At 73.2% G+C, this 24,167-nt stretch carries 23 protein-coding genes; 12 read left to right on the top strand and 11 right to left on the bottom strand.

What is annotated here, in order from left to right; genetic code table 11:
- Positions 1-285: 285 nt before the first annotated feature.
- A complete protein-coding gene (locus ACGFSC_RS36080) occupies positions 286-762 on the bottom strand; it encodes a hypothetical protein (protein WP_359915638.1) in 477 nt (158 codons plus the stop codon).
- A gap of 162 nt (positions 763-924) precedes the next feature.
- Here ACGFSC_RS36080 and ACGFSC_RS36075 point away from each other — a divergent pair, with 162 nt between their 5' ends.
- From ACGFSC_RS36075 to ACGFSC_RS36060, 4 genes are all read left to right on the top strand, one after another.
- Positions 925-1,758, top strand: coding sequence for an NAD(P)H-binding protein (locus tag ACGFSC_RS36075; protein ID WP_359915640.1), 834 nt, complete (start codon positions 925-927; stop codon positions 1,756-1,758).
- A 388-nt stretch (positions 1,759-2,146) separates the two neighbouring features.
- The gene (locus ACGFSC_RS36070; protein ID WP_380636226.1) at positions 2,147-2,983 is read left to right on the top strand and encodes an NmrA family transcriptional regulator; all 837 of its coding nucleotides are present in this window, start codon (positions 2,147-2,149) and stop codon (positions 2,981-2,983) included.
- Positions 2,984-3,161: 178 nt separating this feature from the next.
- Positions 3,162-3,764 carry an anthrone oxygenase family protein gene (locus ACGFSC_RS36065; protein ID WP_359914103.1) on the top strand — a complete coding sequence of 201 codons (603 nt, stop codon included), beginning with the start codon at positions 3,162-3,164 and terminating at the stop codon, positions 3,762-3,764.
- A gap of 256 nt (positions 3,765-4,020) precedes the next feature.
- A complete protein-coding gene (locus ACGFSC_RS36060; protein ID WP_359914100.1) occupies positions 4,021-4,668 on the top strand; it encodes a polysaccharide deacetylase family protein in 648 nt (215 codons plus the stop codon).
- A gap of 74 nt (positions 4,669-4,742) precedes the next feature.
- Here the strand turns inward: ACGFSC_RS36060 and ACGFSC_RS36055 are convergent, their stop codons facing one another.
- Complete coding sequence (locus tag ACGFSC_RS36055; protein WP_359914097.1) at positions 4,743-5,237, bottom strand: DUF1772 domain-containing protein; 495 nt, start codon at positions 5,235-5,237, stop codon at positions 4,743-4,745.
- 177 nt (positions 5,238-5,414) lie between these two features.
- Here ACGFSC_RS36055 and ACGFSC_RS36050 point away from each other — a divergent pair, with 177 nt between their 5' ends.
- From ACGFSC_RS36050 to ACGFSC_RS36040, 3 genes are all read left to right on the top strand, one after another.
- On the top strand, positions 5,415-6,422 hold the full coding sequence (locus tag ACGFSC_RS36050) for an AraC family transcriptional regulator (RefSeq protein WP_359914094.1): 1,008 nt from the start codon (positions 5,415-5,417) through the stop codon (positions 6,420-6,422).
- Between the two features lie 130 nt (positions 6,423-6,552).
- The gene (locus ACGFSC_RS36045) at positions 6,553-7,131 is read left to right on the top strand and encodes a WHG domain-containing protein (RefSeq protein WP_359914091.1); all 579 of its coding nucleotides are present in this window, start codon (positions 6,553-6,555) and stop codon (positions 7,129-7,131) included.
- Positions 7,132-7,173: 42 nt separating this feature from the next.
- On the top strand, positions 7,174-8,331 hold the full coding sequence (locus ACGFSC_RS36040) for a GDSL-type esterase/lipase family protein (protein ID WP_359914088.1): 1,158 nt from the start codon (positions 7,174-7,176) through the stop codon (positions 8,329-8,331).
- A 444-nt stretch (positions 8,332-8,775) separates the two neighbouring features.
- Here ACGFSC_RS36040 and ACGFSC_RS36035 read toward each other — a convergent pair whose 3' ends face one another.
- The 6 genes from ACGFSC_RS36035 to ACGFSC_RS36010 all read right to left on the bottom strand — a co-directional run bounded on the left by ACGFSC_RS36035 (position 8,776) and on the right by ACGFSC_RS36010 (position 16,768).
- Positions 8,776-9,441, bottom strand: coding sequence for a 4'-phosphopantetheinyl transferase superfamily protein (locus ACGFSC_RS36035; protein WP_359914085.1), 666 nt, complete (start codon positions 9,439-9,441; stop codon positions 8,776-8,778).
- A gap of 5 nt (positions 9,442-9,446) precedes the next feature.
- On the bottom strand, positions 9,447-10,340 hold the full coding sequence (locus tag ACGFSC_RS36030) for an alpha/beta fold hydrolase (RefSeq protein WP_359914082.1): 894 nt from the start codon (positions 10,338-10,340) through the stop codon (positions 9,447-9,449).
- 27 nt (positions 10,341-10,367) lie between these two features.
- Complete coding sequence (locus tag ACGFSC_RS36025; protein WP_359914079.1) at positions 10,368-10,838, bottom strand: SRPBCC family protein; 471 nt, start codon at positions 10,836-10,838, stop codon at positions 10,368-10,370.
- A 94-nt stretch (positions 10,839-10,932) separates the two neighbouring features.
- Positions 10,933-12,408, bottom strand: coding sequence for an FAD-binding protein (locus tag ACGFSC_RS36020; RefSeq protein ID WP_359914076.1), 1,476 nt, complete (start codon positions 12,406-12,408; stop codon positions 10,933-10,935).
- A 1,613-nt stretch (positions 12,409-14,021) separates the two neighbouring features.
- A complete protein-coding gene (locus tag ACGFSC_RS36015) occupies positions 14,022-15,830 on the bottom strand; it encodes an NAD(P)/FAD-dependent oxidoreductase (RefSeq protein WP_359914073.1) in 1,809 nt (602 codons plus the stop codon).
- A gap of 44 nt (positions 15,831-15,874) precedes the next feature.
- Positions 15,875-16,768 (bottom strand): class I SAM-dependent methyltransferase, encoded by an 894-nt coding sequence (locus tag ACGFSC_RS36010; protein ID WP_359914070.1) that lies wholly within the window; start codon positions 16,766-16,768, stop codon positions 15,875-15,877.
- A 1,467-nt stretch (positions 16,769-18,235) separates the two neighbouring features.
- Here ACGFSC_RS36010 and ACGFSC_RS36005 point away from each other — a divergent pair.
- The 4 genes from ACGFSC_RS36005 (at position 18,236) to ACGFSC_RS35990 (ending at position 20,798) form a co-directional block, all read left to right on the top strand.
- On the top strand, positions 18,236-18,496 hold the full coding sequence (locus ACGFSC_RS36005; protein ID WP_224279085.1) for a hypothetical protein: 261 nt from the start codon (positions 18,236-18,238) through the stop codon (positions 18,494-18,496).
- A 44-nt stretch (positions 18,497-18,540) separates the two neighbouring features.
- Positions 18,541-19,527 (top strand): 3-oxoacyl-ACP synthase III family protein, encoded by a 987-nt coding sequence (locus tag ACGFSC_RS36000; protein ID WP_380355169.1) that lies wholly within the window; start codon positions 18,541-18,543, stop codon positions 19,525-19,527.
- Positions 19,524-20,279 (top strand): SDR family NAD(P)-dependent oxidoreductase, encoded by a 756-nt coding sequence (locus tag ACGFSC_RS35995; RefSeq protein ID WP_359914065.1) that lies wholly within the window; start codon positions 19,524-19,526, stop codon positions 20,277-20,279. The genes ACGFSC_RS36000 and ACGFSC_RS35995 overlap by 4 nt, the downstream gene beginning before the upstream one ends.
- A gap of 321 nt (positions 20,280-20,600) precedes the next feature.
- Entirely contained in the window at positions 20,601-20,798 is a 198-nt protein-coding gene (locus ACGFSC_RS35990) for a hypothetical protein (protein ID WP_359911968.1), read from the top strand.
- Positions 20,799-21,062: 264 nt separating this feature from the next.
- On the opposite strand, the gene ACGFSC_RS35985 is transcribed toward ACGFSC_RS35990, so the two are convergent.
- From ACGFSC_RS35985 to tpx, 3 genes are all read right to left on the bottom strand, one after another.
- Positions 21,063-21,437, bottom strand: coding sequence for a hypothetical protein (locus tag ACGFSC_RS35985; RefSeq protein WP_359911965.1), 375 nt, complete (start codon positions 21,435-21,437; stop codon positions 21,063-21,065).
- Between the two features lie 200 nt (positions 21,438-21,637).
- Entirely contained in the window at positions 21,638-22,366 is a 729-nt protein-coding gene (locus tag ACGFSC_RS35980) for an SDR family NAD(P)-dependent oxidoreductase (RefSeq protein ID WP_359911962.1), read from the bottom strand.
- A 316-nt stretch (positions 22,367-22,682) separates the two neighbouring features.
- A complete protein-coding gene (gene tpx / locus ACGFSC_RS35975; RefSeq protein ID WP_359911959.1) occupies positions 22,683-23,183 on the bottom strand; it encodes a thiol peroxidase in 501 nt (166 codons plus the stop codon).
- A 172-nt stretch (positions 23,184-23,355) separates the two neighbouring features.
- On the opposite strand from tpx, the gene ACGFSC_RS35970 reads away from it, so the two are divergent.
- Complete coding sequence (locus tag ACGFSC_RS35970) at positions 23,356-23,754, top strand: Imm7 family immunity protein (protein WP_359911956.1); 399 nt, start codon at positions 23,356-23,358, stop codon at positions 23,752-23,754.
- The last annotated feature ends 413 nt before the right edge of the window (positions 23,755-24,167 follow it).

Below are 24,167 nucleotides of genomic sequence, written 5' to 3'. Positions count from 1 at the left end.
CCGGCAACCCCGGGGCGCACCCCGGGCCGCCCCCCCGCCCCCCCCCCCCGGGCCGGCCGGGGCGGCGCGTCGGGGCGCCAGGGCCCGGCGCCCCCCGGGGGGGGGGGGGGGGGGGCCCCCCCCCCCCCGCGACCGGGCTGCTCCAGCAGCCACTCGACCCCCTCCCGCGGCACCCACGGAAAGGACACCGCGGGCCACCGCACCGCCGCCCACGCGTCGAGACCGACGGCCATGACGGCGTCGACGGACACCGGCACATCATGTCCGCCCGGCCCCCTCCGCCCGCTACCGGAGTTGCCGCAGGCGGGAGTTGGCGATGTTGCGGGTGCGCCGGGTGCGGCCGTTCTCGGCGAGCAGGCCCAGCGCGGCCCGGTCGGTCGACTCCTCGGCGAGGCGTCCCTGGAGCCAGTTCTCCGCCGCGAGCAGCTGCTCCTCCTCCCACGGCTCGTCCAGGACCGTCGCCCGCAGCAGCGCCCAGTCCCGCAGGCGCCGGGCGGCGAACGCGTCGGCCGCCACTGCGCCCGCCAGCTCCCGCCGCCAGGCCGGGAAGCCCGGCTCCGTCAGCAGTTCCGCCGCGCGCCGGTCCAGGTACTCGCAGACCGCGCAGCTCGCCATCGGGCGCTCGGGGTCGGTGAGCACCCGGGCCGCGAGGGCTGCCGCGTCCTCGGGAGCCACGTCCGCGAAGGCCCGGCGGTACCGTGCGAACCGCACGTGCTCGTCCGGCTCGAAGCCTTCCGCACCGGCCGCTGCTGTCTCGGTCACCGGGGTTCCCTCTTCCGTCCTGTCGTGGCCGCTTGCCCGCCCGATGGTCGCACGGCCGGTGGAGGGCGGGTCCGGCGCTGCCGTCGGCGGCCTCCTTGACTTCAAGTCGGCTTGAGTTTCCAGCCTTCACCCGATCGATCGTCGGGCGACAGGAGAGAGCGCATGATTCTCGTGACCGGGGCCACCGGCAACATCGGACGTTCCCTGCTGGAGGAGCTGCGGGCCCGCGGGGCCGGCCCCCTGCGGGGCCTCACCCGGGACGGCGCCCGGGCCCGGTTCCCCGAGGGCGTGGAGGTGCGCGAGGGCGACCTCGCCGACCCGGCCTCCCTGGCGCCCGCCCTCGACGGGGTGCGCTCGCTGTTCCTGGTGTCGCGGATCGGCTCCGATGCCGGGATCCTCGACGCCGCCCGCCGCGCCGGCGTCGAGCACGTGGTGCTGGTGTCGTCCGTCACCGTCGAGACGCATCCGCACCTGGGCCCCGCCCGGGAGAACGCGGACGTCGAGCGGCTGGTCATGGACAGCGGCATGGCGTGGACGGTCCTGCGGCCGACCCAGTTCGCCTCCAACGCCCTGTGGTGGGCGCCGGCGATCCGCGAGCGGGGGACGGTCCGCGTGCCGTACGCGGACACCGGACTGCCCACGATCCACCCCGCGGACATCGCGGCGGTGGCGCGGGTGGCGCTGACCGGGCCCGGCCACCGGGGACGGGTGTACGCGCTGACCGGGCCGGAGCGGGTGACGGCCCGCCAGCAGGTGGCGGCCATCGCGGCGGCCCTCGGGCGGACGGTGCCCCTCGCGGTGATCGGCCGGGAGGAGGCCCGGCGGGAGCTGGCCGAGGCCCTGGGAGCCGAGGCGGCGGACGCGGTGCTCGACCTGACGGGCGGGGACGTCAACGACGGCCTGCTGGAGGTCCGCGACACCGTCGAGCGGGTCACCGGATCCCCCGCCAGGCCGTTCCACCACTGGGTCGCCGAGAACGTCGCCGCCTTCCGCTGACGAGCCCCCCGCCCAGGCCGGGCACGCCCCGCCGTACCCCCATTCCGTGAACAGCGTGAATGGTCGTCGCCGGGAGCACAGCGCCCCGCACCGCCGCCCGCCGCACCGTTTCGCCGCCCGGCCGTTCCGCGGCTCGGCCGGGTGCTCAAGGGCCGCTGGAGGCCAGGTCGAGACGGGTGGTCCGGGGCGGCCCCGGTGTGTTCTGGTGGAGGGCGGAGGGCGCGCGCGGGGGCGTAGACGCTGGCGCATGGAGCTGAGTGCGGAGGCTATGGTTCGCCGGCCCGGAGTGGCCTTGACTGGTGGACACGAGGACGGACGCGCGGGGTTCACGGAACCCGGCCGGTCCGACGATCCGAACAGGCTCATACTCCGAGTGAGGGTGATTGTGATGGCTGGTGTGGTGGATCTCGCGGTCGAGTCCGGTGTGGTGCTGGTGGTCGGTGGGACGGGGAAGACGGGTCGTCGGGTGGCGGACCGGTTGGCGGCGCGGGGTTTCGGGGTGCGGGTGGGGTCGCGTTCGGGTGCGGTGCCGTTCGACTGGCACGACGAGGGGACGTGGGAGGGGGCGTTGGAGGGGGTGAGTGCGGCGTATCTGACGTACTACCCGGATCTGGCGTTCCCGGGTGCGGTGGAGGCGGTGGGGGCGTTCTCGCGGCTGGCGGCGGAGCGCGGGGTGGGTCGGTTGGTGCTGTTGTCGGGGCGTGGTGAGGAGGCCGCGGAGGCGGGGGAGAAGGCGGTGATGGAGTCGGGGGCCGCGTGGACGGTGGTGCGGTGTGCGTGGTTCAACCAGAACTTCAGTGAGTCGTTCTTCCTGGAGCCGGTGCTGGCGGGGGAGTTGGCGTTGCCGGTGGGTGGGGCGGTGGAGCCGTTCGTGGACGTGGAGGACATCGCGGACGTGGCGGTGGCGGCGTTGACGGAGGCGGGGCACGCGGGGGAGGTGTACGAGTTGACGGGGCCGCGGCTGCTGTCGTTCGCGGACGTGGCGGTGGAGTTGTCGGGGGCGACGGGGCGTGAGGTGCGGTTCGAGGCGGTTTCGGAGGAGGAGTACCGGGGGGTGCTGGAGGCGGCGGGGCTGCCGGCGGACTTCGCGGAGCTGTTCTCGGTGATCCTGGACGGCCGCAACGCCTCGCTGGGCGACGGTGTGCGGCGGGCGCTGGGGCGTGAGCCGCGGGACTTCGCCGACTACGCCCGCGAGGCCGCCGCCTCCGGCGTGTGGAACGCGTGACCATCCGGAAGGGCAACACCTGCCGTCCGTACGGCAGTTCAGTAGATCGTCGGTGCCGGGCGGCACCGACCCCCTGACCAGCACCCGGCCGCGGCCGGGAGCGGTGAGGAGGCCGGCGGCCCGGACACCGGGAGAGTCCCCGCACCGGGCGGGGACCGGGGAGACCGAAGGAATACCCATGCGCTCGAACCAGACCGCGACCCCTGCTTCCTACACCGCCGCACAGTCCTTCACCGGCCTCGCGCCGGGCGGCACGGCCCCGGCCGTGCCCGGCACCCGGAGCAAGGCCGCCGGCCCGCTCCTGGTGGGCGCCACCATCGCGATGGGTCTGATGGCCGGACTGTTCTTCGCCTTCGACGTCTCGGTGATGCCGGGCCTCGCGGAGGGCGACGACGGCACCTACGTGACGGCGATGCAGCACATCAACAAGTCGATCGACGGGAACGGGCTGTTCGGCCTGGTCTTCATCGGCGCCTTCCTCGCCACCGGCATCGCCGCCTGGCTCCAGCACAAGGCCGGCCGGCGGCAGGCGGCGCTCTGGGCGGCGGCCGCGACGCTGCTGTACGTGGTGGCGCTGATCGTCACCATGGGCGTCAACATCCCGCTCAACAACGAGCTGGCGGCGGCCGGCGACGCGGCGCAGATCCACGACCTCGCCGCCGTGCGGGCCAAGTTCGCGGACACCTGGGTCCCGGTCAACATGCTCCGCACCGCGCTCTGCGCCGGCGGCCTGCTCGCCCTGACCCGCTCCCTGGTGCTGCACGGCCGCGCCGGGCGCTGAACGCCGGCCCCACACAGGGCCCCCGACGGCCCCCGACGGATCCCGTCGGGGGCCTTCGGCCTGCCGACGGGCAACTGTCGCCCGGCAGCCGCCACCCGGCGCCCGACTGGCCGATTCCGTTCGCTCGCGACCGACGAAGGGTCGCGGCGGACGAGCCCGCGGGCGCAGACTGGCCGGTGCACGGGAGTTCCGACCGCAGGGGGCAGGCATGTCCGTACCACCCGTCAGGCGCAGGGCAGTTGGCAGGTTCCGGACCGTGATCGGCGCACTGGTCGTCGCCCTGGCGGCGGGAGCGGCGGTCACCCTGCCGGCCGCCGAGGCGCAGGCGGCCGGCGCCAAGGGCGGCAAGGTGGTCTACCTGACCTTCGACGACGGCCCCAGCCCCGCCTACACGTCCAAGGTCCTGGCGACGCTGGGCCGGTACGGGGTGCGCGCGACCTTCTTCGAGATCGGGCAGAACGTCTCCGCCCACCCCGCGGTGACCGCGCAGGTCGCCAGGCAGGGCCACAGCGTGCAGAACCACTCCTGGTCCCACCCGGACCTGAGCAGGCTCTCCGCGGCCGCGCTCAACGCGCAGGTGGCCGACACCGACAAGGTCATCCGCGCGCAGACCGGCCGTACCCCGAGCTGCCTGCGCCCGCCGTACGGCGCCGTCAACGGCACGGTGCGTTCGAAGGCCGCGGCACTCGGCAAGCAGATCGTGCTCTGGTCGGTGGACCCGGCGGACTGGTCCCGCCCCGGCGCGGCCGCGATCAGGTCGCGGGTGCTGAACAACGTCCGTCCCGGTTCGGTGATCCTGCTGCACGACGGCGGCGGCGACCGCAGCCAGACGGTGGCCGCGCTGCCGGGGATCATCTCGACGCTCAAGGCGCGCGGGTACGGCTTCGCCACCCTCTGCGGCTGAGTCCGGTCAGCGGCAGAGGGTGGCGGCGGCGGGCGGCGCGGCCGGGCCCGCCCGTCGAGCGGGTCCGGGCCCGGTCAGCTCTGCCCGTTGAGGACGAGCGCCCAGGCGAGGCAGGCCAGGGCGCCGGTCGACAGCAGGGTGCGCAGCACGTTGAAGCGCACCCAGCGCGCCTCGAAGCGGCTGCGCACCGCGGCCGGGTCGGCGATCCGCTGGGCCGACCCGGCGGCTTCGAGCTCGTCGTTCAGCGGGATGTTGACCGAGCGGGTGACCCCGATCATCGCGACGTACAGCACCAGCGCGGCGATGGTCGCGGGCAGGACGTCGTGCCCGTCCGAGGGCAGGTGCAGGGCGACCGCCGCCGCGGTGGCGAGCAGGGCGCCGACGAAGCCGAGGACGAACCAGCCGTTCAGGATCGCCTTGTTGACGCGCTGCATGACCTCGATGAAGGTGCGGTCGTCGACCCGCGCGAGTGCCGGCATGACCGAGCACGAGTAGCCGTAGAACAGTCCCGCGGTCAGTCCACAGGTGACCGTGGCCGCCACCAGGACGAGTGTGCGTGCCGTTTCCATCGTCGTGAGCCCCTCACTTCTCGCAGCCGGTGTCGCCGTACCGCGGTCGCCGTGTTTCGGTCCGTACCCCCGTGCGCAGATCATCCGGCATCCGGGCGGTGCGAGCCACCTCGATCACTCAAGAGTCTCTCAAATGACGAAGCGTCAAATGATGTCCCGCCGTCTACACTTGGCTTCATGGACACTCTGACGGGACTCCTCGACGGCCCCAAGGCCCGTGGCGCGTTCCTGCTGCGCTCCATCCTCACCCCGCCGTGGTCGCTGCGGATCGAGGACCGGGCCCCGCTCTCGGTGGTGACGATGGTCCGCGGCGACGCCTGGATCCTGCCCGAGCGCGGCACCCCGCTGCTGCTGCACCCGGGTGACGTGGCGATCGTGCGCGGCCCGGAGCCGTACACCGTGGCGGACGACCCCGACACCCCGGTGGACGTGATCGTCGGCCCGGGCCAGGTCTGCACCAAGGGCGGGGTGGACGTCTCCGAGGTGATGTCGCTCGGCGTCCGGACCTGGGGCCAGGGCCGGGAGGGCGACCGGGCCTCCTCGGTGGTGCTGTCCGGCACCTACCAGGCCGAGCACGAGATCGGCCAGCGGCTGCTCGGCTGCCTGCCCGCACTGCTGGTCCGCCCGGCAGGCACCGGTGCCGACGACACCCTGGTGCACCTGCTGGCCGCCGAGATAGGGCGCAACGAGCCCGGCCAGGAACTCGTCCTGGACCGCATCCTGGACCTCCTGGTGGTCTCCGTGCTGCGCGCCTGGCTGGCCGCCCCCGACTCCGGCGCCCCCGCCTGGTACCGCGCCCAGCACGACCAAGTGGTCGGCCCGGTGCTGCGGATGATGCACGACGACCCGGCCACCGCCTGGACGGTCGCCGAACTGGCCCAGCGGGTCGGGGTCTCCCGGGCCGGTCTGGCCCGCCGCTTCACCGCCCTGGTCGGGGAGCCCCCGATGGCGTACCTGGCGGGCTGGCGCCTGGCGGTCGCCGCGGACCTGCTGCGCGAGCCCGAGTGCACCGTCGCCTTCGCGGCCCGCAAGGTCGGCTACAGCAATGCCTTCGCCCTCTCGGCGGCCTTCAAGCGGGTGCGCGGCGTCAGCCCGCAGGAGCACCGCCGGACGGCGGCCACGGGCACCCCGTCGCAGCAGGCGGGCTTCTCGGGGCCGGCGGAGACGGTGATCCTGGCGGGCTGAGCGGGCTGAGCGGGCTGAGCGGGCTGAGCGGGCTGAGCGGGCTGAGCGGGGTATTTCCATTTGCCTAATCCATTTAGGCAATCCCATACTGTCCGTAGACAGCCGACGCGACCGTACGGGAGAACGCCACATGGCAAGGGCAGGGCTGACCGTCGAACGCCTGGTCGTCGCGGGCGCCGAACTCGCCGACCAGGTCGGCTTCGACCAGGTGACCGTCGCCGCGGTCGCCCGCGGCTTCGGCGTCCAGACGGCCAGCCTCTACTCCCACGTCAAGAGCTCCCACGACCTCAAGACCCGGATCGCCCTGTACGCCCTGGAGGAACTCGCCGACCTCGTCGCCGACGCCCTCGCCGGACGGGCGGGCCGCGACGCCCTCGCCGCCTTCGCGGACGCCTACCGCGACTACGCGGCCCGCCACCCCGGCCGCTACGACGCCACCCGGCTGCGCCTGGACGCCGCGACGGCCGCCGCCAGCGCGGGCGTCCGGCACGCCCAGATGACCAGGGCGATCCTGCGCGGCTACGACCTGGGCGAGCCCGAGCAGACCCACGCGGTGCGCATGCTCGGCAGCGTCTTCCACGGCTACATCAGCCTGGAGGCGGCCGGCGGGTTCAGCCACACCGCCGTCGACCCGCAACAGTCCTGGGACTGGATCATCGACTCCCTCGACGCCCTGCTGCGCGCCGGCGGGCCCCGCACGAGCGGTTGATCCACCCCCTCCGCACGCCCCGACGAACCGAAGAGCAGCACCATGACGACGATCACCACCCCCGTCACCGAGGCCCTCCTCCACGGCCACCTCGACCTCGAACACACCGCCCGCGGCCTGCTGCCGCACCGCCTGCCCGCCGCCGCCCGCCGGCGGATCCCCGACGAACAGCTCGCGATGGCCGAGTCCCAGCCCTCCGGCGTCCGGCTCGCCTTCCGCACCCGCGCCACCACCGTCACGCTGCACGCCGTCCCCACCAAGCGCGCCTACCCGGGCGTCCCGAACGTCCCGGACGGCGTCCACGACCTCCTGGTGGACGGCCGACTCACCGCGCAGAGCACCGTCCCCGGCGGCAACCTGCGCACCGTCGACCTCGCCACCGGCCGCTTCGAACTGACCGAAGGACCGTCCGGCAGCGCCCGGTTCACCGGCCTGCCGGACCGCGACAAGACCGTCGAGATCTGGCTCCCGCACACCGAGACCACCGAACTGATCGCCCTCGACACCGACGCCCCGATCGAGCCGATCCCCACCGGCACCCGCAAGCACTGGCTGCACCACGGCAGTTCGATCAGCCACGGCTCCAACGCCGCCCACCCCACCGGTACTTGGCCCGCCCTGGTGGCCAACGGCGCCGGCCTGGACCTGACCAACCTCGGCTTCGGCGGCGGCGCCCTGCTCGACCCCTTCACCGCGCGCGCCATCCGCGACACCCCCGCGGACCTGATCAGCCTCAAGCTCGGCATCAACCTGGTGAACACCGACCTGATGCGGCTGCGCGCCTTCACCCCGGCCGTCCACGGCTTCCTGGACACCGTCCGGGACGGCCACCCGACCACACCGGTGCTGATCGTCTCCCCGCTGCTCTGTCCGCTCCACGAAACCGTGCCGGGCCCGCTCGCCCCCGACTTCAGCAGCGGCACCCTGCGCTTCCGCGCCACCGGCGACCCCGCCGACGTGGCCGCCGGCCGGCTCACCCTCACCGTCATCCGCGCCGAACTGGCCCGCATCGTCGCCGAACGCCGGGCCGACGGCGACCAGCACCTGCACCACCTGGACGGCCTGGCCCTCTACGGCGAGCCCGACCACGACGCCCACCCGCTCCCCGACGGCCTCCACCCCTCCCCGGAGGCCCACCGTCTCATCGCGGAGCGCTTCACCGAGCTCGCCCTCGCCCCCGGAGGCGCCCTGGCACCGTGACCCGCCGCGGCCACCTCCCGCCGGAGCGGCACGGCGGACCAGTGGCCGCGGACCTACGAGCAGTGGCAGCAGCTCCACCGGGTGCGGCGGGCGACCTGGCTGTGCCGACGCTGCCGCGTCGTGTTCCTCCCCGCGGCGTCGTTCCGCCCCGACTCCGCCGGATCCTCCGCGATTCCCGTGGCGCACTTTCCGCAGTGGTCGGTGGCCGTCGCGCGCCAGGACGACCGCCCCGGTGCCCCGACCACGTCGGCCTGACCGGCCCCCGGCGGCCGGCTCCCCGGAGGCCGCCCGGCCCGGCCCGGCCCGGACACCGGGGAGACGGCCCTTCCCCGCGCACCACCCGGAACGGAGTGAAACCCCATAGCCCCGCCCCTTGTTCGGCACCCGCCGTACCGGTGCCGAACAAGGGGCGGGGCGTGGACGGTCCACGGACGGCAGGGCGTCTCATGCGGCGGCCGCCCGGGCCGGCGGGAGCGCGAGCGCGGTGACCACCGTGCCGCGGTGCACGCCCCAGGTGCCGGTGCGGACGGCCGGGTGGTGCGGGTGCCGGGCCGTGAACGTACCGTCGGCGTACACCGCGACGGAGATGGCCGCGAGCGGGGCCCAGGTGCCCGTCAGCGGATGGACGGCCTTGTAGGCGGCCTCCTTGGCGCTGAACAGCACCGTGTCCCAAGGGACCCGGCCCTCCGGCAGCACGGCCAGGGCGCTGCGCTCGGCCTCGCTGCTGACCAGCTGGAGCACACCCCGCGGGAGCGGCCGCGCCGGCTCGGCGTCGATCCCGAGCGAGGCCAGCCGCCCGGTGCCGGCGACGGCGCAGGCCGTGTAACCGTCCGTGTGGGTGATGCTGCCCGTGACGCCCGCCGGCCACCGGGGCGCCCCGCCCGGCCCGGGCAGCAGCGGCACCGGCGGATGCCCGAGAACACCGAGCACCTGGCGGGCGAGCGTCCGGGCGGTGGCGAACTGCCGGCGGCGGCGCGGCGACCGGTCCCGGATGTACGCCGCCTCCGACGGCAGCAGCCGGCCCTCGGACGGGACGCCGAAAGCCTCGGCACAGTGGACGTGGGGCGGGAGCAGCGCGGCCAGGACGCCGGCCGGGGCGGTGGTGGTCACGGTCGTCAGCGGCCGGCCGCGACCAGCAGGTGGACGTGGTGCGCGATGTGCTGGGGAGTCTCCAGCGGCACCATGTGACCGGTGCCGGGAATCCGGTGCAGCTCGGCGTGCGGCAGCGCCGACGTGAGCTCCCGGCTGAACTCGGGCTTCACGATCTTGTCCTCGGTGCCGGTGATGACCGCGGTCGGCGCGGTGATCCCGGCCAGACCCGCGCGCTGGTCCATCTCCTGCGTCGACGCGAAGCACGCGGCCCGGGTCGCCGGCGACGTGGCGGCGAACAACCGGCGGTTGGCCTCCCGTGCCGACAGCGAAGCAGCCGGCCCGTGCGTCCCACCGAGCAGCCGACGGCCCAGCCACGGCGTCCGCAGCGCCCGGCTGAACAGCTTCGACCCCATCATCCTGACCTCGCTCGCCGGCGTGATCTGCCCGTGCGAGGCCGTCGACACGAGCACAAGACCCGCCAGCCGCCCGACACTTGCCCCGCCGTTCCCGGCCGGCAGTCCCGCCGCCCAGGCCAGCGCCGCGTACCCGCCGCCCGAGTGCCCCACCACCACGACCGGCCGCTCCGGCGTGGTGAGCGTCCCGACGACGGTGTCCAGGTCCCGCGCCAACCGCTCGATGCTGATCGGCTCCCGCCCGGACGTCGACGAGGCGTGACCGCGCTGGTCGTACGTGGCCACCGTGTGCCCGGCCGCCGCGAGCTGCTGCGCGGTGGCGTGCCAGACGGTCCGGGAGGCGGCCCAGCCGTGGACCAGCAGCACCAGCGGCCGGCCCGGATCGGGCTCGCCCGGCTGGTGGACCGTGATGGCGAGGTGCGCGTGGTCGTCGGTCGTCGCGGTGTGGTCGGTGGTGGTGACGGCGTGCCGGGCGGGGAGCACGGGGATTTCGGTGACGGTCACTGGGGCCTCCTTCTCCGGTGGCGGTTCCTACTTCTGGTTGTCGAGGTGGCGGCGGAGGTTGCTGAGGGCGTGCTGGGTGGCGGTGGTGTGCTTGGTCGTGAGGTTCGTGAGCTTGTGGAAGAACTTGGCCAGGCCGTGCGGGTCGGTGGCGAAGGTGATCGTCAGCAGCGTCTGGGCGCCGTTGTTGTGGGGCGTGAGCCGGTAGGTCGTCGTGCCCTGGAAGTGGCCGGTGTGGGACTGGGTGAGCTCGGCGTCCGGGACGACCTGCGTGGTGGTCGAGGTGAACCGCAGCTTGGGACCGGGCTTCCCGACACCCGCCGGGTGGACGGTGGTCGTGGTGGTGCCGCCGGTCTGCTGCGGGCCGGTGGACCCGGGTCGGTGGGTGTTGTGCGGGTGCCACCACGTCGTCCTGCCGTTGAGCTCGTCGACGAGAGCGTTCCAGACGGCGTGGGCGGGGTGGTTGAGGATGGTCCGGTCGGTGTGGTGAATGGCACGCACGGGAAATCGGTCCTTTCGCTCGACGGGTGCGGCAGAGGAATCCGGTGAATCGCCGAATTCCCTTTTCTTGTTGTGTGTGTGGTGTGGTGTGGGGTTAGGGGAAGATGTTGTGGCCGGGGGTGAGGGTGTGGGTGGGGTCGTAGGTGTTTTTGGCGTTGGTGAGGGTGGTCCAGTGGGGGCCGTAGTGGTGTTGCCAGTCGGTGGGGGTCATGTTGGGGATGGCGCCGACGAGGTAGCGTTTGGCGCCGAGTTGGGTGGCGGTGTTGTAGAGGTTGCGGTTGCGGGTGAGGTGGGTGGTGGGGTTGGTGGTGGTGGGGTTGGGGAAGGCGAGGAGGTCGAAGAGGTAGGTGATGGGTTCGTTGGGGGTGATGGCGAGGGGGTGGGTGAGTTTGTTGGTGTGGAAGGGGTAGCAGAGGAGGAGGCCGGGGCCGATGTCGTCGGGGGTGAGTTGGGGGAGGGTGTGGTTGAGGAAGGTGGGGGTGGTGGTGGCGGGGAGGAAGAGGGAGAGCCAGGGTTTGGGGGTGTTCCAGTAGCCGAGGTTTTTGATGGTGTCGGCGAAGGTGTCGGCGCGGTAGGTGTATTCGCGGTAGGTCTGGTCGGTGATGGTGGTGGTGGTGGGGTTGAGTCCGGTGAGGAGGGGGGTGGGGTTGGGGGGTGTGGTGTTGTAGTGGGTGACGGCTTCGATTTTGTAGTGGGGGGGTTGTCCGTTGGGTTGGATGAGGATTTCGCCTGTTTGGGAGGGGAAGCGGCCGTCGTTGAGGATGGTTTGTTGGTCGGTGAGGAAGGTGTGTTGGTCGGTGTAGGTGAGGGTGAGGATGCGGGCGTTTTGGGGGGCGGGGACGAGTTTGAGGGTGGCTTTGGTGATGATGCCGACTTGGCCGGCGCCGGCGAGGGCGGTGTGGAAGAGGTCGGGGTTTCGGGTGGGGGTGGCGGTGAGGATGCGGCCGGTGCCGGTGACGATTTCGATGGCTTCGACGGTGTCGGCCTGGAGGCCGTGTTTGTGGACGGTGGAGCCGATGCCGCCGATGCTGATGGTGCCGCCGATGGAGAGGTGGAGGTAGTCGGTGAGGGCGGGGGGTGTGAGGTTTTGGGCGAGGGTGGCTTCGGTGAGTTGGGCCCAGGTGACGCCGGTGTCGACGGTGGCGTTGGTGGGGGTGATGGTGTGGATGCGGTTGAGGGCGCGGGCGTTGATGCTGATGCCGCCGGCGACGCCGGCCTGGCCGTAGTTGGAGTGTGATTCGAGGTCGTTTCCGGTGCCGCTCTGGCCGTTCATGGCGACTTTGAGGTTGTTGCGGCGGGCGAAGTCGATGATGGTGGCGATGTCGGGGGCGCCGGCGGGGTGGAGGACGGCGTAGGGGGTGTTGGTGGTGAGGCGGCCGAAGTCGTGGGCGTGGGTGTTGCGGGTGGTGGGGTTGGTGGTGAGGGTGCCTTGGATGGGGGGTAGGGGGGTGATGCGGCCGCGGGTGGGGGTGTCGGTGGTGGCCCAGGTGCGGGTGGTGGTGTTGTAGCCGATGACGGTGGCGGCGGCGCCGGTGAGCAGGGTGCGCCTGGACAGGGGGGTTCGGTTCATGCGCGGTGGTCTCCTCGGGGTGGTGGTCGGGCCCGGGTGGGTGCGGGTGCGGGTGCGGGTGCGGGTGGTGTGTGGTGGGTGGCGGTGGTGCGGTCCGGCCGGTCCGGGGGTTTGTGTTCCTGGTCCGGTGGTCGGGCCGGCCGTGCCGGTCCTGCTGATCGCGGTCTTCTCGGCCTGTCGGTCGTGCAGGTCGTTCGCGCCTCGTCGACCCAGCCGGTCCAGCCGGTCCAGCCGGTGCGGCCGGGGTTGAGCGGGCTGTCGGCAGTACTGGCTGTGCTGTTCCTGCTCGGCCTGTCTGCTCTGTCGGCGGTGCCGGCCGCGGGGTCCTTGCCGGTTGTGCCGGTGGGGGCCGCGGGTTTTGCCCGGTGTGTGGAGCGGCCGTGTTCGGTGCGGTTCATCCGTCGGGTCGGCTGCGCCGTTTCTTCCGGTCCTTCCGGGTCCTTGCCGCTGGTGCTGGTGCTGGTGCTGGTGCTGGTGCGGGTCGGGTTCCCGTGCTTGGCGGTTCGATCGGCCTGCCCTGCCGGTTGGGCCGTCCGCGCGGGTCTTGCCTGGTGCGTGGACCGGCCGCGTTCTGTGGGTGCTGCGGGTCGGGCCGGGGCCGAAGGGGCTGCGTCGGTGTTACTGGCCCTGTCGGTTGTACCGGCCTTGCCGTTCTTGCTTGTCGTGCGGGTTGTGCTGGTGCGGGTTCGGTTTTCGTTCCTCGTGGTGCCGCACGTCTGTCCTGCCGGTGCTGTCGGCCGTGGCCTGCCCTGCCGGTTGTGCCGGTGGTGCCGGTCCTGCTGGTCCTCGGCCGTTGTGTTCGTGCGTGCGGTGGTGTTCCTGCCTTTTGCAACTGCGGTGCTGGTCCTGCTTGTTGTGCTGGTGCTGGTGCTGGTGCGGGGGCCGGGTCCTTTGCCTGCTGTTCCCGACGGCGCTGCTGGTCCCAACTGGTGTGGTGGCGTGGTGGGTTGGTGTTCTCGCCGTGCCGTTTCTCCTGGCCGTCCCGGCCTTGCGGGTTGTGCGGGTGGTGCCGGTCCTGCCCCGGTCCGTCGATCCTGCCGGTTCTGCGGGCGCTGGCTGTCGTGCGGGTTGTGTTGGTGCGGGGGCCGGTTCCTTTGCCTGTCGGCCCCGTCTGCCGGTCCTGTGTGCTGCGCCGGGTGTTCCGGTCGTGTGTGCTGTAGCGGTTCCTTCCGCCTGTAACTGACCTGCTGGTCCTGCTTGTTGTTTCGGCGCCGGTGCCGGTGCCGGTGCGGGTGCGGGTGCGGGTGCGGGTCGGTCGGGTCGGTCGGGTCGGTCCCGCGGGCGTGCATGGCGGGTGGTGTGGTCTGTGCCGGTTCTGGGGGTCGTGGTGTGGGTGGTCCTGCGTGCGGTGGTGTCTTTGTGGTGTGCAACTGTGGTGCTGGCTTTGTGTGTTGTGCCGGTTCTGCGGGTCTTGCCCGTCGTGCTGGTGCTGGTGCTGGTGCTGTGTCGGGTGTGTTGCTGGTGGCTGGGTGGTGCGGGGGCCGGGGTGCCGCCGGGTGCCGGTGCCGCCGTGTGCGGGGTGCCGCTGGGGGTGTGCCGCTGGGGGCCGGGTGCGGGGTGCCGTGTGCGGGGTGCCGCGGGGTGCCGCCGGGTGGTCTGGTGTGTGTGGGGTGTTAGGGGGTGGTGTGGGTGGTGGTTTGGTAGTTGGTGAGGTCGAAGGTGCGGGTTTGTTGGCGGAAGCGCCAGGTGTAGGTGGGCCAGATGTTGGGGTTGTTGCCGTGGGTGTCGGTGTACCAGCTGGTGCAGCCGCCGGTGTTCCAGACGGTGTTTTTGAGGCGGTTCTGGAGGGTGGTGTTGTAGGTGGTTTGGGCGTGGGGGTGGACGTCGAGGGTGGTGAGGTGGTGGGTGTGGAGGGTTTTGAGGGCGGCGAGGATGTAGGTGATCTGGGCTTCGATCATGACGGTTTGGGAGGAGTGGCCGAGGGTGGTGTTGGGGCCCAGGAGCATGAAGAGGTTGGGGAAGCCGTGGATGGTGGTGCCGCGGTGGGCGGTCATGCCGTGGGTGTTCCAGGTGTCGTGGAGGGTGTGTCCGTGGCGGCCGTGGATGAGGTGGGCGATGGGGCGGTCGGTGGCGGTGAAGCCGGTGGCGAGGATGATGGTGTCGATGTGGCGTCGGGTGCCGTCGGTGGTGGTGATGTGGGTGGGGCCGATGTGGGTGATGGTGTCGGAGACGATGTCGACGTTGGGTTGTTGGATGGCGGGGTACCAGGTGTTGGAGAAGAGGAGGCGTTTGCAGCCGACGGTGTAGTCGGGGGTGAGGCGGGCGCGCAGGGTGGGGTCGGGGACGGATTTTTTGAGGTGGCCTGCGGCCATGTTCTTCATGCCGGTGGTGCGGGAGGGGCGGGACATGAAGAACGCGACGATTTCGCGGCCGTGTTTGTTGAAGGCGCGGCGGAAGCGTTGGTAGCCGGGGAGGTGGCGGAGCATCCAGGTGTGGCGGGGGGTGTTGGGTTTGTCGGGTTTGGCGGCGACCCAGGGGGGTGTGCGCTGGTAGAGGTCGATGTGTGCGGCGTGGGGTTGGATGGCGGGGACGAACTGGATGGCGGAGGCGCCGGTGCCGATGACGGCGATGTTGCGGCCGGTGAGGTCGTGGTCGTGGCGCCAGCGGGAGGAGTGGAAGACGGTGCCGGTGAAGGTGTCGAGGCCGGGCAGGTCGGGGACGGCGGGGTCGGAGAGGTAGCCGGTGCCGGTGACGAGGACCTGGGCGGTGTAGTGGCCGTGTTTGGTGCGGATGTCCCAGTGGTGGTGGGTGTCGTTCCAGGTGGCGTCGAGGAGTTCGTGGTCGTAGCGCAGGTGGGGGTCGACGCCGTAGCGGGTGGCGCAGTTCTTGAGGTAGGTGTGGACCTCGGTGCGGGTGGCGAAGGTGGATTTCCATTCGGGGTTGCGGGCGAAGGAGAAGGAGTAGAGGTGGGCCTGGACGTCGCAGGCGCAGCCGGGGTAGGTGTTGTCGCGCCAGGTGCCGCCGAGGTCGTGGGCGCGTTCGAAGACGAGGAAGTCGTCGATGCCGGCTTTGAGGAGGGCGATGGCGGTGCCGAGGCCGGAGATGCCGGCGCCGATGATCGCGACTTTGAGGTGGCGGACGGCGAGGTCGCCGGCGGCGGGGGCGGCGGGGGCGGTGGCCGCGGTGGTGGTGCCCGTGCGGGTGTCCGTGCCGGTGCCGGTGCCGGTGCGGGTGTTGGTGGCGTCGGCGGTGGTGGTGGTGTCGGTGTCCGCGGTGGTGGTGGCCGCGGTGGTGGCCGTGGTGCTGCCGGCGCTGATGGTGGTGTCGGTGTCGGCGGTGGTGGTCGCGCCGGTGCCGCGGGTCGTGCCGGTGGTGGTGTCGGGGGTGGGGGTCACCCCCGCCGCCGGGGTTGTGGGGGGTGCCGCCGGGGTGGCGGTGGGGGTGTTGGTGGTGGTGCGGTCGGGGGCGGGGGTGGTGGTCATGGCGTCGGTGTCCTCTTCTCGGGTGTCCTCGGTGGGCCCGGGGGTCAGGCGCGGCGGGTGAGGGTGACGCGGAAGTTGTTGAAGATGTGGTCTTCGAGGGTGTAGGCGAAGATGTCGAGGTAGCGCTCGAAGCGGGCGACGGTGGTCTCGTCGGTCATGGTGACGGCTTCGTCGCGGCGGGCGGCGAGGAGTTGGAGCCAGGCGCGGCAGGCGCGGGCGAAGGACTCGGGTTCGTTGCGGATCTCGGTGACCTCGAAGAGGCCGTCGAGGCCGGCGGCGAGTTCGGGCAGGCGCGGGATGTGGCAGCCCTCGAACTCCTCGCGCTGGAGGAACTTCAGGTCGTCCAGGAGCTGGCGGCGCAGCGGGGGGTTCTCGACGGTCATGGTGTGCAGGACGAAGCGGGCGCCGGGCTTGAGGAGGGAGTGGACCTGCTTGAAGAAGACGCGGTAGCGCTGGGTGCGCTCCTTGGGGGTGAGGGAGGAGAGCACGAAGTGTTCGAGTGCGTTGATGCAGAACGCGGCGTCGTAGGGGGCCTGGCCGTCGGCGAGGCGGTGGTCCTCCCAGCTTTCGACGCGGGCTTCGATGGCGGGGTTGGCGAGGGCGTCGACGAAGTCGGCCTGGGTGCGGGAGAGGGTGACGCCGACGGCCTTCTTGACGCCGTGGACGGTGGTGAGGCGGTTGAGCATGGTGCCCCAGCCGCAGCCGATGTCCAGGACGGTGTCGGTGCGGGCGGCGCGGGCGAGGTCGGTGAAGGCGTCGAGCTTGCGTTCCTGGGCCTCGTCGAGGACGGCGACGAGGTCCTCGCCGTCCTCCCAGTAGCCGCCGGAGTACATCATGGTGGGGCCCAGGATGAGCCGGTAGAGCTCGTTGGGGACCTCGTAGTGGTGGCGGATGGCCTCGACGTCGGGGTTGATGGAGCGGGCTTCGACGGTGGTCATGGGATGGGGCCCCTCGGTTGACGGTGGTGGGTATCGGACGGGTGGGCGGCGGCGGGGCCGGCGCCCGGTGCGCGGTGGCGGGTGGCCCGGCCTGCGGTGCCCGATGGCCGGTGCGCGGTGCCTGGTACGTGGTGCGTGGTTCTCGGCGCCGCGCGTGGTGCGTGGTGCCGCGCGTGGTGCGTGGTGCGTGGTTCTCGGTGCCGCTCGGGCGGCCGTGGGGCCGGTTGTTGCGGTCGTGGTGCGGCCGCTCGGGCGGTGTTCTGTGCCGGGACCGGGCCGCGGGTGCGGACCGGTCGGCTCCGGCCGGGGTGGACGGCCTGGCCGGGCCGCTGCCCTCGGCGCCTGCCGTTCCGGGCGGCCGGGTGCCGTCCGTCGTGCGGTGCTTCCGGTCGAACTGGGTTGCTGGCCGGGTCGGTTGGTTCCCGGGGTCGGCGGCTCTGTCGTGTTCGGGCGGCCGGGTGCCGTCCGTGGTGCGGTGTGCCGGTTGAACCCGGTTTCCGGCGCGGGCGGGTGGTTGGGTGCCGACCGGTGGGCGGTGTGCCGGCCGGGCCGGGCGGGGGCTCCCGGGGTTTGACGCCGTCCGGGGTGGACGGCCGTCCCGGGCAGCCGCCCCCGGCGCCTGCCGTGCCGTGCCGTTTCGGGCGGTTGGGTGCCGCCCTTGTGCGGTGTTTCCGGTCGAACTGGGTTGCTGGCCGGGTCGGTTGGTTCCCGGGGTCGGCGGCTCTGTCGTGTTCGGTGTGTTGCGGTGTGTTCGGCGGGTGCCGTTCCGGGTGGCCGGGTGCTGCCCGGGGGCGGGTGGTTGCGTGCGGGTGCGGTGTGTTGTGGGTCAGGTAAGCGCGTGTCTCGCAAGCGGTGCGCAAGGCAGTGGGGGCCGGGTGGGTTGCGGGCCGGTTGCGTGGGAGCGGGTTTCATGCGGTTTCGGCAAGACGCACGGCTTCCGGGGTCCGTCCCCGGGGGGTGCTTCGGTTCCCGGACGGCGTGTTGTGCGCTGGTGCGGGGGGTGTGGGCGCTGTCGCCGTTGTGTTCCCGGTGTTGTCGGTGCCGGCTGTTCCGCCTGCCCGTCCGCCCGGCCGTCCCGCCTGTTCGCCCGCCTGTCCCGCCCGTCCGCCTGTCCCGCCCGTCCGCCCGTCCGTCCCGCCCGTTCGTCCGCTTGTCCGTGTGTTGTGTTCGTGTCTGTCGGCCGGCCTGTTGTCGGTGTTCCTGTTCGCCCTGCCCCCCTTTGTGTTGTCGGTTGTGTGTGGTGTGTTCCCGGGGGTCGGGGGTGCGAGGAGTGCCGGGGCCGGGTGCGGGTGCGGGCGGGGCTCGTAGCGGGGTCCGTTGCGGGGGCGGCGTGGGCGGCGTGGGCGGTGGGGGGTGTGGGTGCGGGTCGGGGCCGGGGGTGGTGTGTGGGTGGTGTTTTCTGTCCTGCTTCTTTCGATGCGTTGACGGCGTCCACCGTGTGGTGGGCGTGGAGAGGAACGATCACTGATGTCTCAGATCCCCACGATCGAGGACCTGGCCCAGCAGCTCCAGGCGGTCTCCGGTGCCCAGGAGATCGACGCGGACGCGGCGTTGCAGCACATCGCGGACGTCGATTCGCTGGACCTGATGGAGTGGCTGTACGGCTTCCAGAACCAGTACCCGCACATCCCGGCGGACGAGTCGCTGTTCGCGGACATCGACGACACCACGACGCTGCGTGTGGTCCACGAGCGGATCCTGGCGCTCGTGCCGGCCGCCGGTAACTGAGTCCGGGCGCGGCGGCGGAGCGGGAGAGGGAGAGGGGTCGCGTGGTGAGCGGTTTCGACGTCACCGGCTGGGGGATGTCGGTTCCCGAACGGGTGGTGACCAGTGCCGAACTCGCGCAGCGTTTCGGTGTGGACGAGCACTGGATCGTCTCGCGGTGCGGGATCCGTGAACGCAGGGCCGTGGGCGAGGGGCAGACCACGGCGTCGATGGCCGTCGAGGCCGGGCGCCGGGCGCTGGAGCGCGCGGGGCTGACGGGTGCGGACATCGCGCATCTGATCGTGGCGACGGCGACGCCGGAGCAGCCCTCGCCGGCGACGTCGGCGTTCGTCCACGACGAGCTCGCGATCGCGGGCAGCGCGCACGACGTGAATTCCGAGTGTGCCGGGTTCGTGTACGCGCTGGTGACGGCGGCGGGCCTGTTGCGGATGGATCCGCGGCCGATCCTGGTGATCGGCTCGGACACGCACACGCTGACCGCGAACCCCGCCGACCGGGACCTGTCGATCCTGGTGGGCGACGGTGCGGGGGCGGTGGTCCTGCGGCCGGGGGCGGTGGACCGGATCCGGGCGTGGAACCTGGGCGCGGACGGCTCGTGCAAGGACAGTCTGAAGGTCCTGGCGGGGGGTTCGCGGATGCCGACCACCGCGGACACCGTCGCCCGGGGTCTGCACTACGCGCAGATCAACGGCAACGAGATCTATCTGAACGCGGTGCGCTACACGGTGCGCACGATCCGCGAGACGCTGGAGCAGGCGAAGATCACGCCGGAGCAGGTCGACCACGTGGTGCCGCACCAGGCGAACATCCGGATCATCAACTCGGTGCTCTCCCACACCGGTATCCCGGCCGACCGGCTGGTGACGAATCTGGAGCGCTACGGCAACACCGCGTCGGGGTCGATCCCGATCGCGTTGGCGGAGGCGCTGGACGCGGGGCGGATCAAGGACGGTGACACGGTGCTGCTGGCCGGGTTCGGCGCGGGTATGACGTGGGGTTCGGTCCTGCTGACGTGGGGAGGGGTGGCGCGGTGAGCGGCAGGGACGCTTTCGGTGTGCGGCCGCCGTCGCCGGTGGCGCTGGTCACCGGTGCCTCCGGGGGGCTGGGCAGTGAGCTGGCGCTGGCCCTGGACGCGGCGGGCTGCCGGGTCGCGGTGCACTACAACAGCTCGCGCGAGGGCGCGGAGAAGGTCGCCGCCCAGCTCGTCAACGAGCACGTGCTGGTGACCGGCTCGGTCGCGGACTGGGACGCGGTCGGCGCGATGTACGGGCGGATCGAGGCGGAGCTCGGGCCGGTGGACGTGCTCGTCAACAACGGGGCGATCCGCAAGGACGCGCTGATGGCGATGCAGGACCCGGCGCAGTGGCGGCAGGTGATCGACACCAACCTCGTCGGCTCCTTCCACACCGCGCGTGCGTGCGTGCCGGCGATGCTGCGGGCGCGCTGGGGGAGGGTGGTCAACATCGTCTCCCCGTCGGCGCTGATCGCCACCGCCGGGCAGACCGCCTACGCGGCGTCCAAGGCCGGCCTGATCGGGCTGACCCGTACCCTCGCGGCGGAGTGCGGGCGCAGGGGGGTGACCGTCAACGCCCTGTCGCCCGGCTTCATGATCACCGGCATGACGGACACCCTGCCCGAGCACGTCGTGGCGGGCATGCGCGAGAAGGTCCCGGTGCCGCGGTTCGTCACCCCGCGCGAGGTCGCCCGCTCGATCACCCTGTTCCTCGACCAGGACTGCATGACCGGCCAGGTCATCAGCATCGACTCCGGGGCCTCCATCACCTGAACGCCCCCCCGGCGGGCCCGGGCCCGGGCCCGGCGGGCGGCCGCCGGCCACCCGCCCCCGGCCCCCGGCCCCCGGCCGCCGGCCGCCGGCCGCCCCGGGGCCGTGCCGTCCCGGACCTGTGCCGCCCCGGGCCTGTGCCACCCCGTGTCCGGGGTGGCACGCCCGTGTCCGGGGCGGCCGGTTCCGGGCCGGCCCGCTCGTACCGGCGCGGTCCGCCGACCGTGAGGAGCGCGGCTCCCACGGTGGCCGGCCGCCGCCATCGGGCGAGGACGGCGGCGGCGAGCAGCGGCACGTGGTCACGACCGGGCGCTGCGCACCGCGGTGAACGCGTTCGTGGACGCGGTGAGCCTGCACGACGACATCGTGTCCTGCGACCGCGGGGTCGAGGAGGGAACGGTCGGGAACAACGCCGCGGAGGTGAGCGGTGTGGCCCTCGGGATCGACCGGTGCGCCGCCGCGGGCGTCGTCAACGCCCCGCTGACCGCGCGGAGTTCGTGCTCTGCCCGCAGGAGGCCCTGACCGGCCCGTGCCGCCGGCACGAGCCGACCGGCCGCTTCGACCGGACGACCCCGTGCCGTCCCTGGCTCCCGCGCCGCCCGCAACCCCCGTGCCGTCCCTGGCTCCCGTGACACCGGGCCCGCCCGGTGCGCCGTCGGACCGCGCCGCCACCGGGACCCGGTCCCCCTGAGCGCCCCCTTGGGCGTCCTGCCGGGCACGCCGCCGGCCGTGCCGTTCCCGCTCCCGGCCCCCGGGTGCTCGGGCCGGTGGGAGGGTGGGCGGGGTTCAGGAGGAGGAGGCGGCGGCCGGTTCCGCGAGCCTGGCCAGTGCCTCCTCGGCGCTGGCGGTTTCGAGTTCCACCGTGGGCGGCCGGTCGGGCGAGGCCTGGGTGTGGACGAGGTAGCGGCCTTCGGGGACGAGGGCGATGGCGTGGGCCAGGACCTCGCCGTCGCCGAGCCACCACCGGGGCCCTGTGCCGAAGCGCAGCGACGCATGGCTGGTGAAGGGGTAGTAGCGGCTCAGCGGGGTGTTTCTCGCGGCGAGGACCAGGTCCTCGAGGATGGGCGGGACCCAGGACCGGCCGGGAACGCGGCAGTACTCGTCCTGGTCCGCCGCGGCCCGGAGCCGGAAGTCCCACGCCTGGCTCGGAGGATCGCCCATGCGCCGATTGTGTCGTGGCCGTCCGGCTTCCCCGAAGGCGGTGCCGTGGCGGCCCGGCCGCGGGTGCGGGCCGGTGCGGGGCGCGAACGCGCGGCCGGCACGGCGGCGTTCGGCCGTGCGCCGCCACCACCCGGACCGTCCCGACGCGGCCGGCACCGCCCTCGCCTCTCGCTGCTACGCCCGGCGCCGGGTGCCGGGGGCTACAGCTGCTCGAAGTGGAAGGAGCGGATGAAGCAGTCGCGGGGCTGGCCGATCGCGAACAGGACGCAGTCGAGGACGGACCGGGCGCTCAGCGGGTCGTCCGCGCTGCGGGAGGTGTGGTCCCAGTCGGGGTGGAGCGGGTCGCCGTCCGTGAAGTCCGGCGGGTAGAGGGAGATGACCCGGATGCCCTCGGGGCGCAGCCGGTGGGACAGGACGTCGGCGAAGCCGGCCTGGGCGGCCTTGGCGGCGTAGAACGCGGGGTGGGCCTCGGAGCGGTGGTTGCGGGTCTCGGCGGCCGAGGAGACCAGGTTGACGACGTCGGCGCCGGCGGAGGCGCGCAGCAGGGGCAGGAAGTGTTTGACGGTCAGCAGGGTGCCGGTGGCCGCGGAGGCGACGGTGTCGGTGATCGCCTCGTCGTCGGCGTCCCACAGGTCGGGGCCGTGCAGGTAGCGGGCGCCGTTGTTGATCAGCACGTCCACCCGGTCGGTGCGGGCGGCGACGGCCTGCGCGAAGTCCCGTACCGTGGCGGGGTCGGCCAGGTCGCAGGCGAACGCGTCCACGTGCGCGCCGCTGTCGGCCGTCACCTCGCGGGCGGTGCCGTGGGCGGCGGCGAGCGTGCGGGCGGAGAGGAACAGGCGCGCGCCGCTGCGGCCGGCGTGCAGGGCCAGGGCCCTGCCGAAGCCGCGTCCGGCTCCGGTGACCACCACGTTCTTCCCGGCGAGATCCATGCGTGCTTCTCCTTCGACCGTCCTGTGCCGGTCGTGTCACGGTGAGGGCGGCCGCGGCGTCGGCGCCGCCGGGTCCCTGCCCCGGCGCGGGCGGGGGCGGGGAGGTCCGCCGCGCCACGTCCCGGGGCGGGCGGCCGGCCGGGCCGGGGGGTGCGGGCCGGGGGTGGGTGCGCGGCGGCCCGCCGCCGTCCCTGCCCGCCGCCTTCGGGGCGGGCGGGGGAGGGCGCGGGGGCGGGCCGTCACGGACGCGGACCGCGGACACGGACCGTGGACGCGGACTGCGGGGCGGCACCGGGGATGTGCGGTGCCGGGCGGGTCAGTTGAGGACGGCGAGCGCGGCCTCGTAGTTCGGCTCGTCGGCGATCTCCGCGACCAGCTCGGTGTGCAGGACGGTGTCGTTCTCGTCCAGGACGACGACGGCGCGGGCGGTCAGGCCGGCCAGCGGGCCGTCGGCGATCGCCACGCCGTACACGTCGTGGAAGTCCCGCCCGCGCAGGGTGGAGAGGGTCTTGACGTTCTCCAGGCCCTCGGCGCCGCAGAACCGGGCCTGCGCGAACGGCAGGTCGGCCGACACGCACAGCACCACGGTGTTGTCCAGCGAACCGGCCTTGGCGTTGAACGTGCGCACCGAGGTCGCGCAGGTGGGGGTGTCGATGCTGGGGAAGATGTTCAGGACCTTGCGCTTGCCCGCGAAGTCCTTCAGGGACACGTCCGCGAGCCCCTCGCCGACCAGCGTGAACCCGGGAGCCTGGCTGCCGGCGGCGGGCAGCGTGCCACCGACCTGCACCGGGTTCCCCTTCATCGTGACCTGAGCCATGAAAAGCCTCCTACCAGCGGTGTGTACGGGATGCAACGCCGCCGATCCTACTGCCCGCCCCGGACCCCGCCAGGGGGCGGCCACCGACCGGACCCCCGACCCCGGCCCGGCCCCGGCCACCGACCAGCCCCGGCCCCGGGGCGTGGTGGGGCCCGCCGGTGGGGTGCGGGCCGTGTTCGAGTACCACGGCCGGATCGAGGTCGCGCACCGCGCCGCCACCGACGACGAGGACGGCGAGGACCGGCTGCGGGAGATCACCGAGGACCTCGCACGGCGGATCCGGGAGATCGCCGGCCCCTACCTGCTGGACCCGAGGTGGATGAACGGCGAGCCGTTCGTCCACCTCGCGGGCTTCACCGACCACCGTGACGAGCGGATCCCGTCCTTCTTCCGGGAGGTCGGGACACGGGCACCGGGCTCGTACGGCCTGCTGCACGTGCGCGACGACGAGGACCCCGGGCACGAGAACGAGGTGCGCGTCACCAGGACGGTCCGCGGACGGGCGGCCGAGGGCCCCGAGCCGCTGCTGTCGCCCTGCGTCCCGGTCCTGGAGGACCCGTTCCACGTCTGAGCGCACCCGCGGACCGCGGCGCGACACCGGTGGGCCGCGGCGCGCCACGGCGTCCCGGCGCCCCCGCGCGGGCGACCTCGGGCAACGCCCGCCCCCGCACGGGCGGGGGGCGGCCCGGATGCGCACGCCGGTCCGGCACCGAAGGCGCCCGCCCGGCCGTAACCCGCCCGCGGCCTGCGGCAGTTGGCGGCTGCGCCCCGGGGCGGCGACGGGGTGCGCGGGGGTCCGGCCCCGGCTGCGCCGCGCGGTGGGCGACCACCGGCCGGGCCGGTGGGGCGCCGGTGGTGGGGCCGTGGCCGAGGTCCGGGTGGCGGGGCCGGTGGGGGTGCGGTGCCAGGTGGTCCCGTAGATGGGGCCGGGCGTCCGTCGTCGGCGACCGGGCGCGGGACCGGCCGTGCCGTCACGGGGCTCGC

Source organism: Kitasatospora sp. NPDC048715 (genome assembly GCF_043198905.1).
Taxonomy (GTDB): domain Bacteria; phylum Actinomycetota; class Actinomycetes; order Streptomycetales; family Streptomycetaceae; genus Kitasatospora; species Kitasatospora lactacystinica.
Note: the sequence above shows the minus strand (reverse complement) of the source record. Positions and strands in the feature narration are given on the sequence as shown.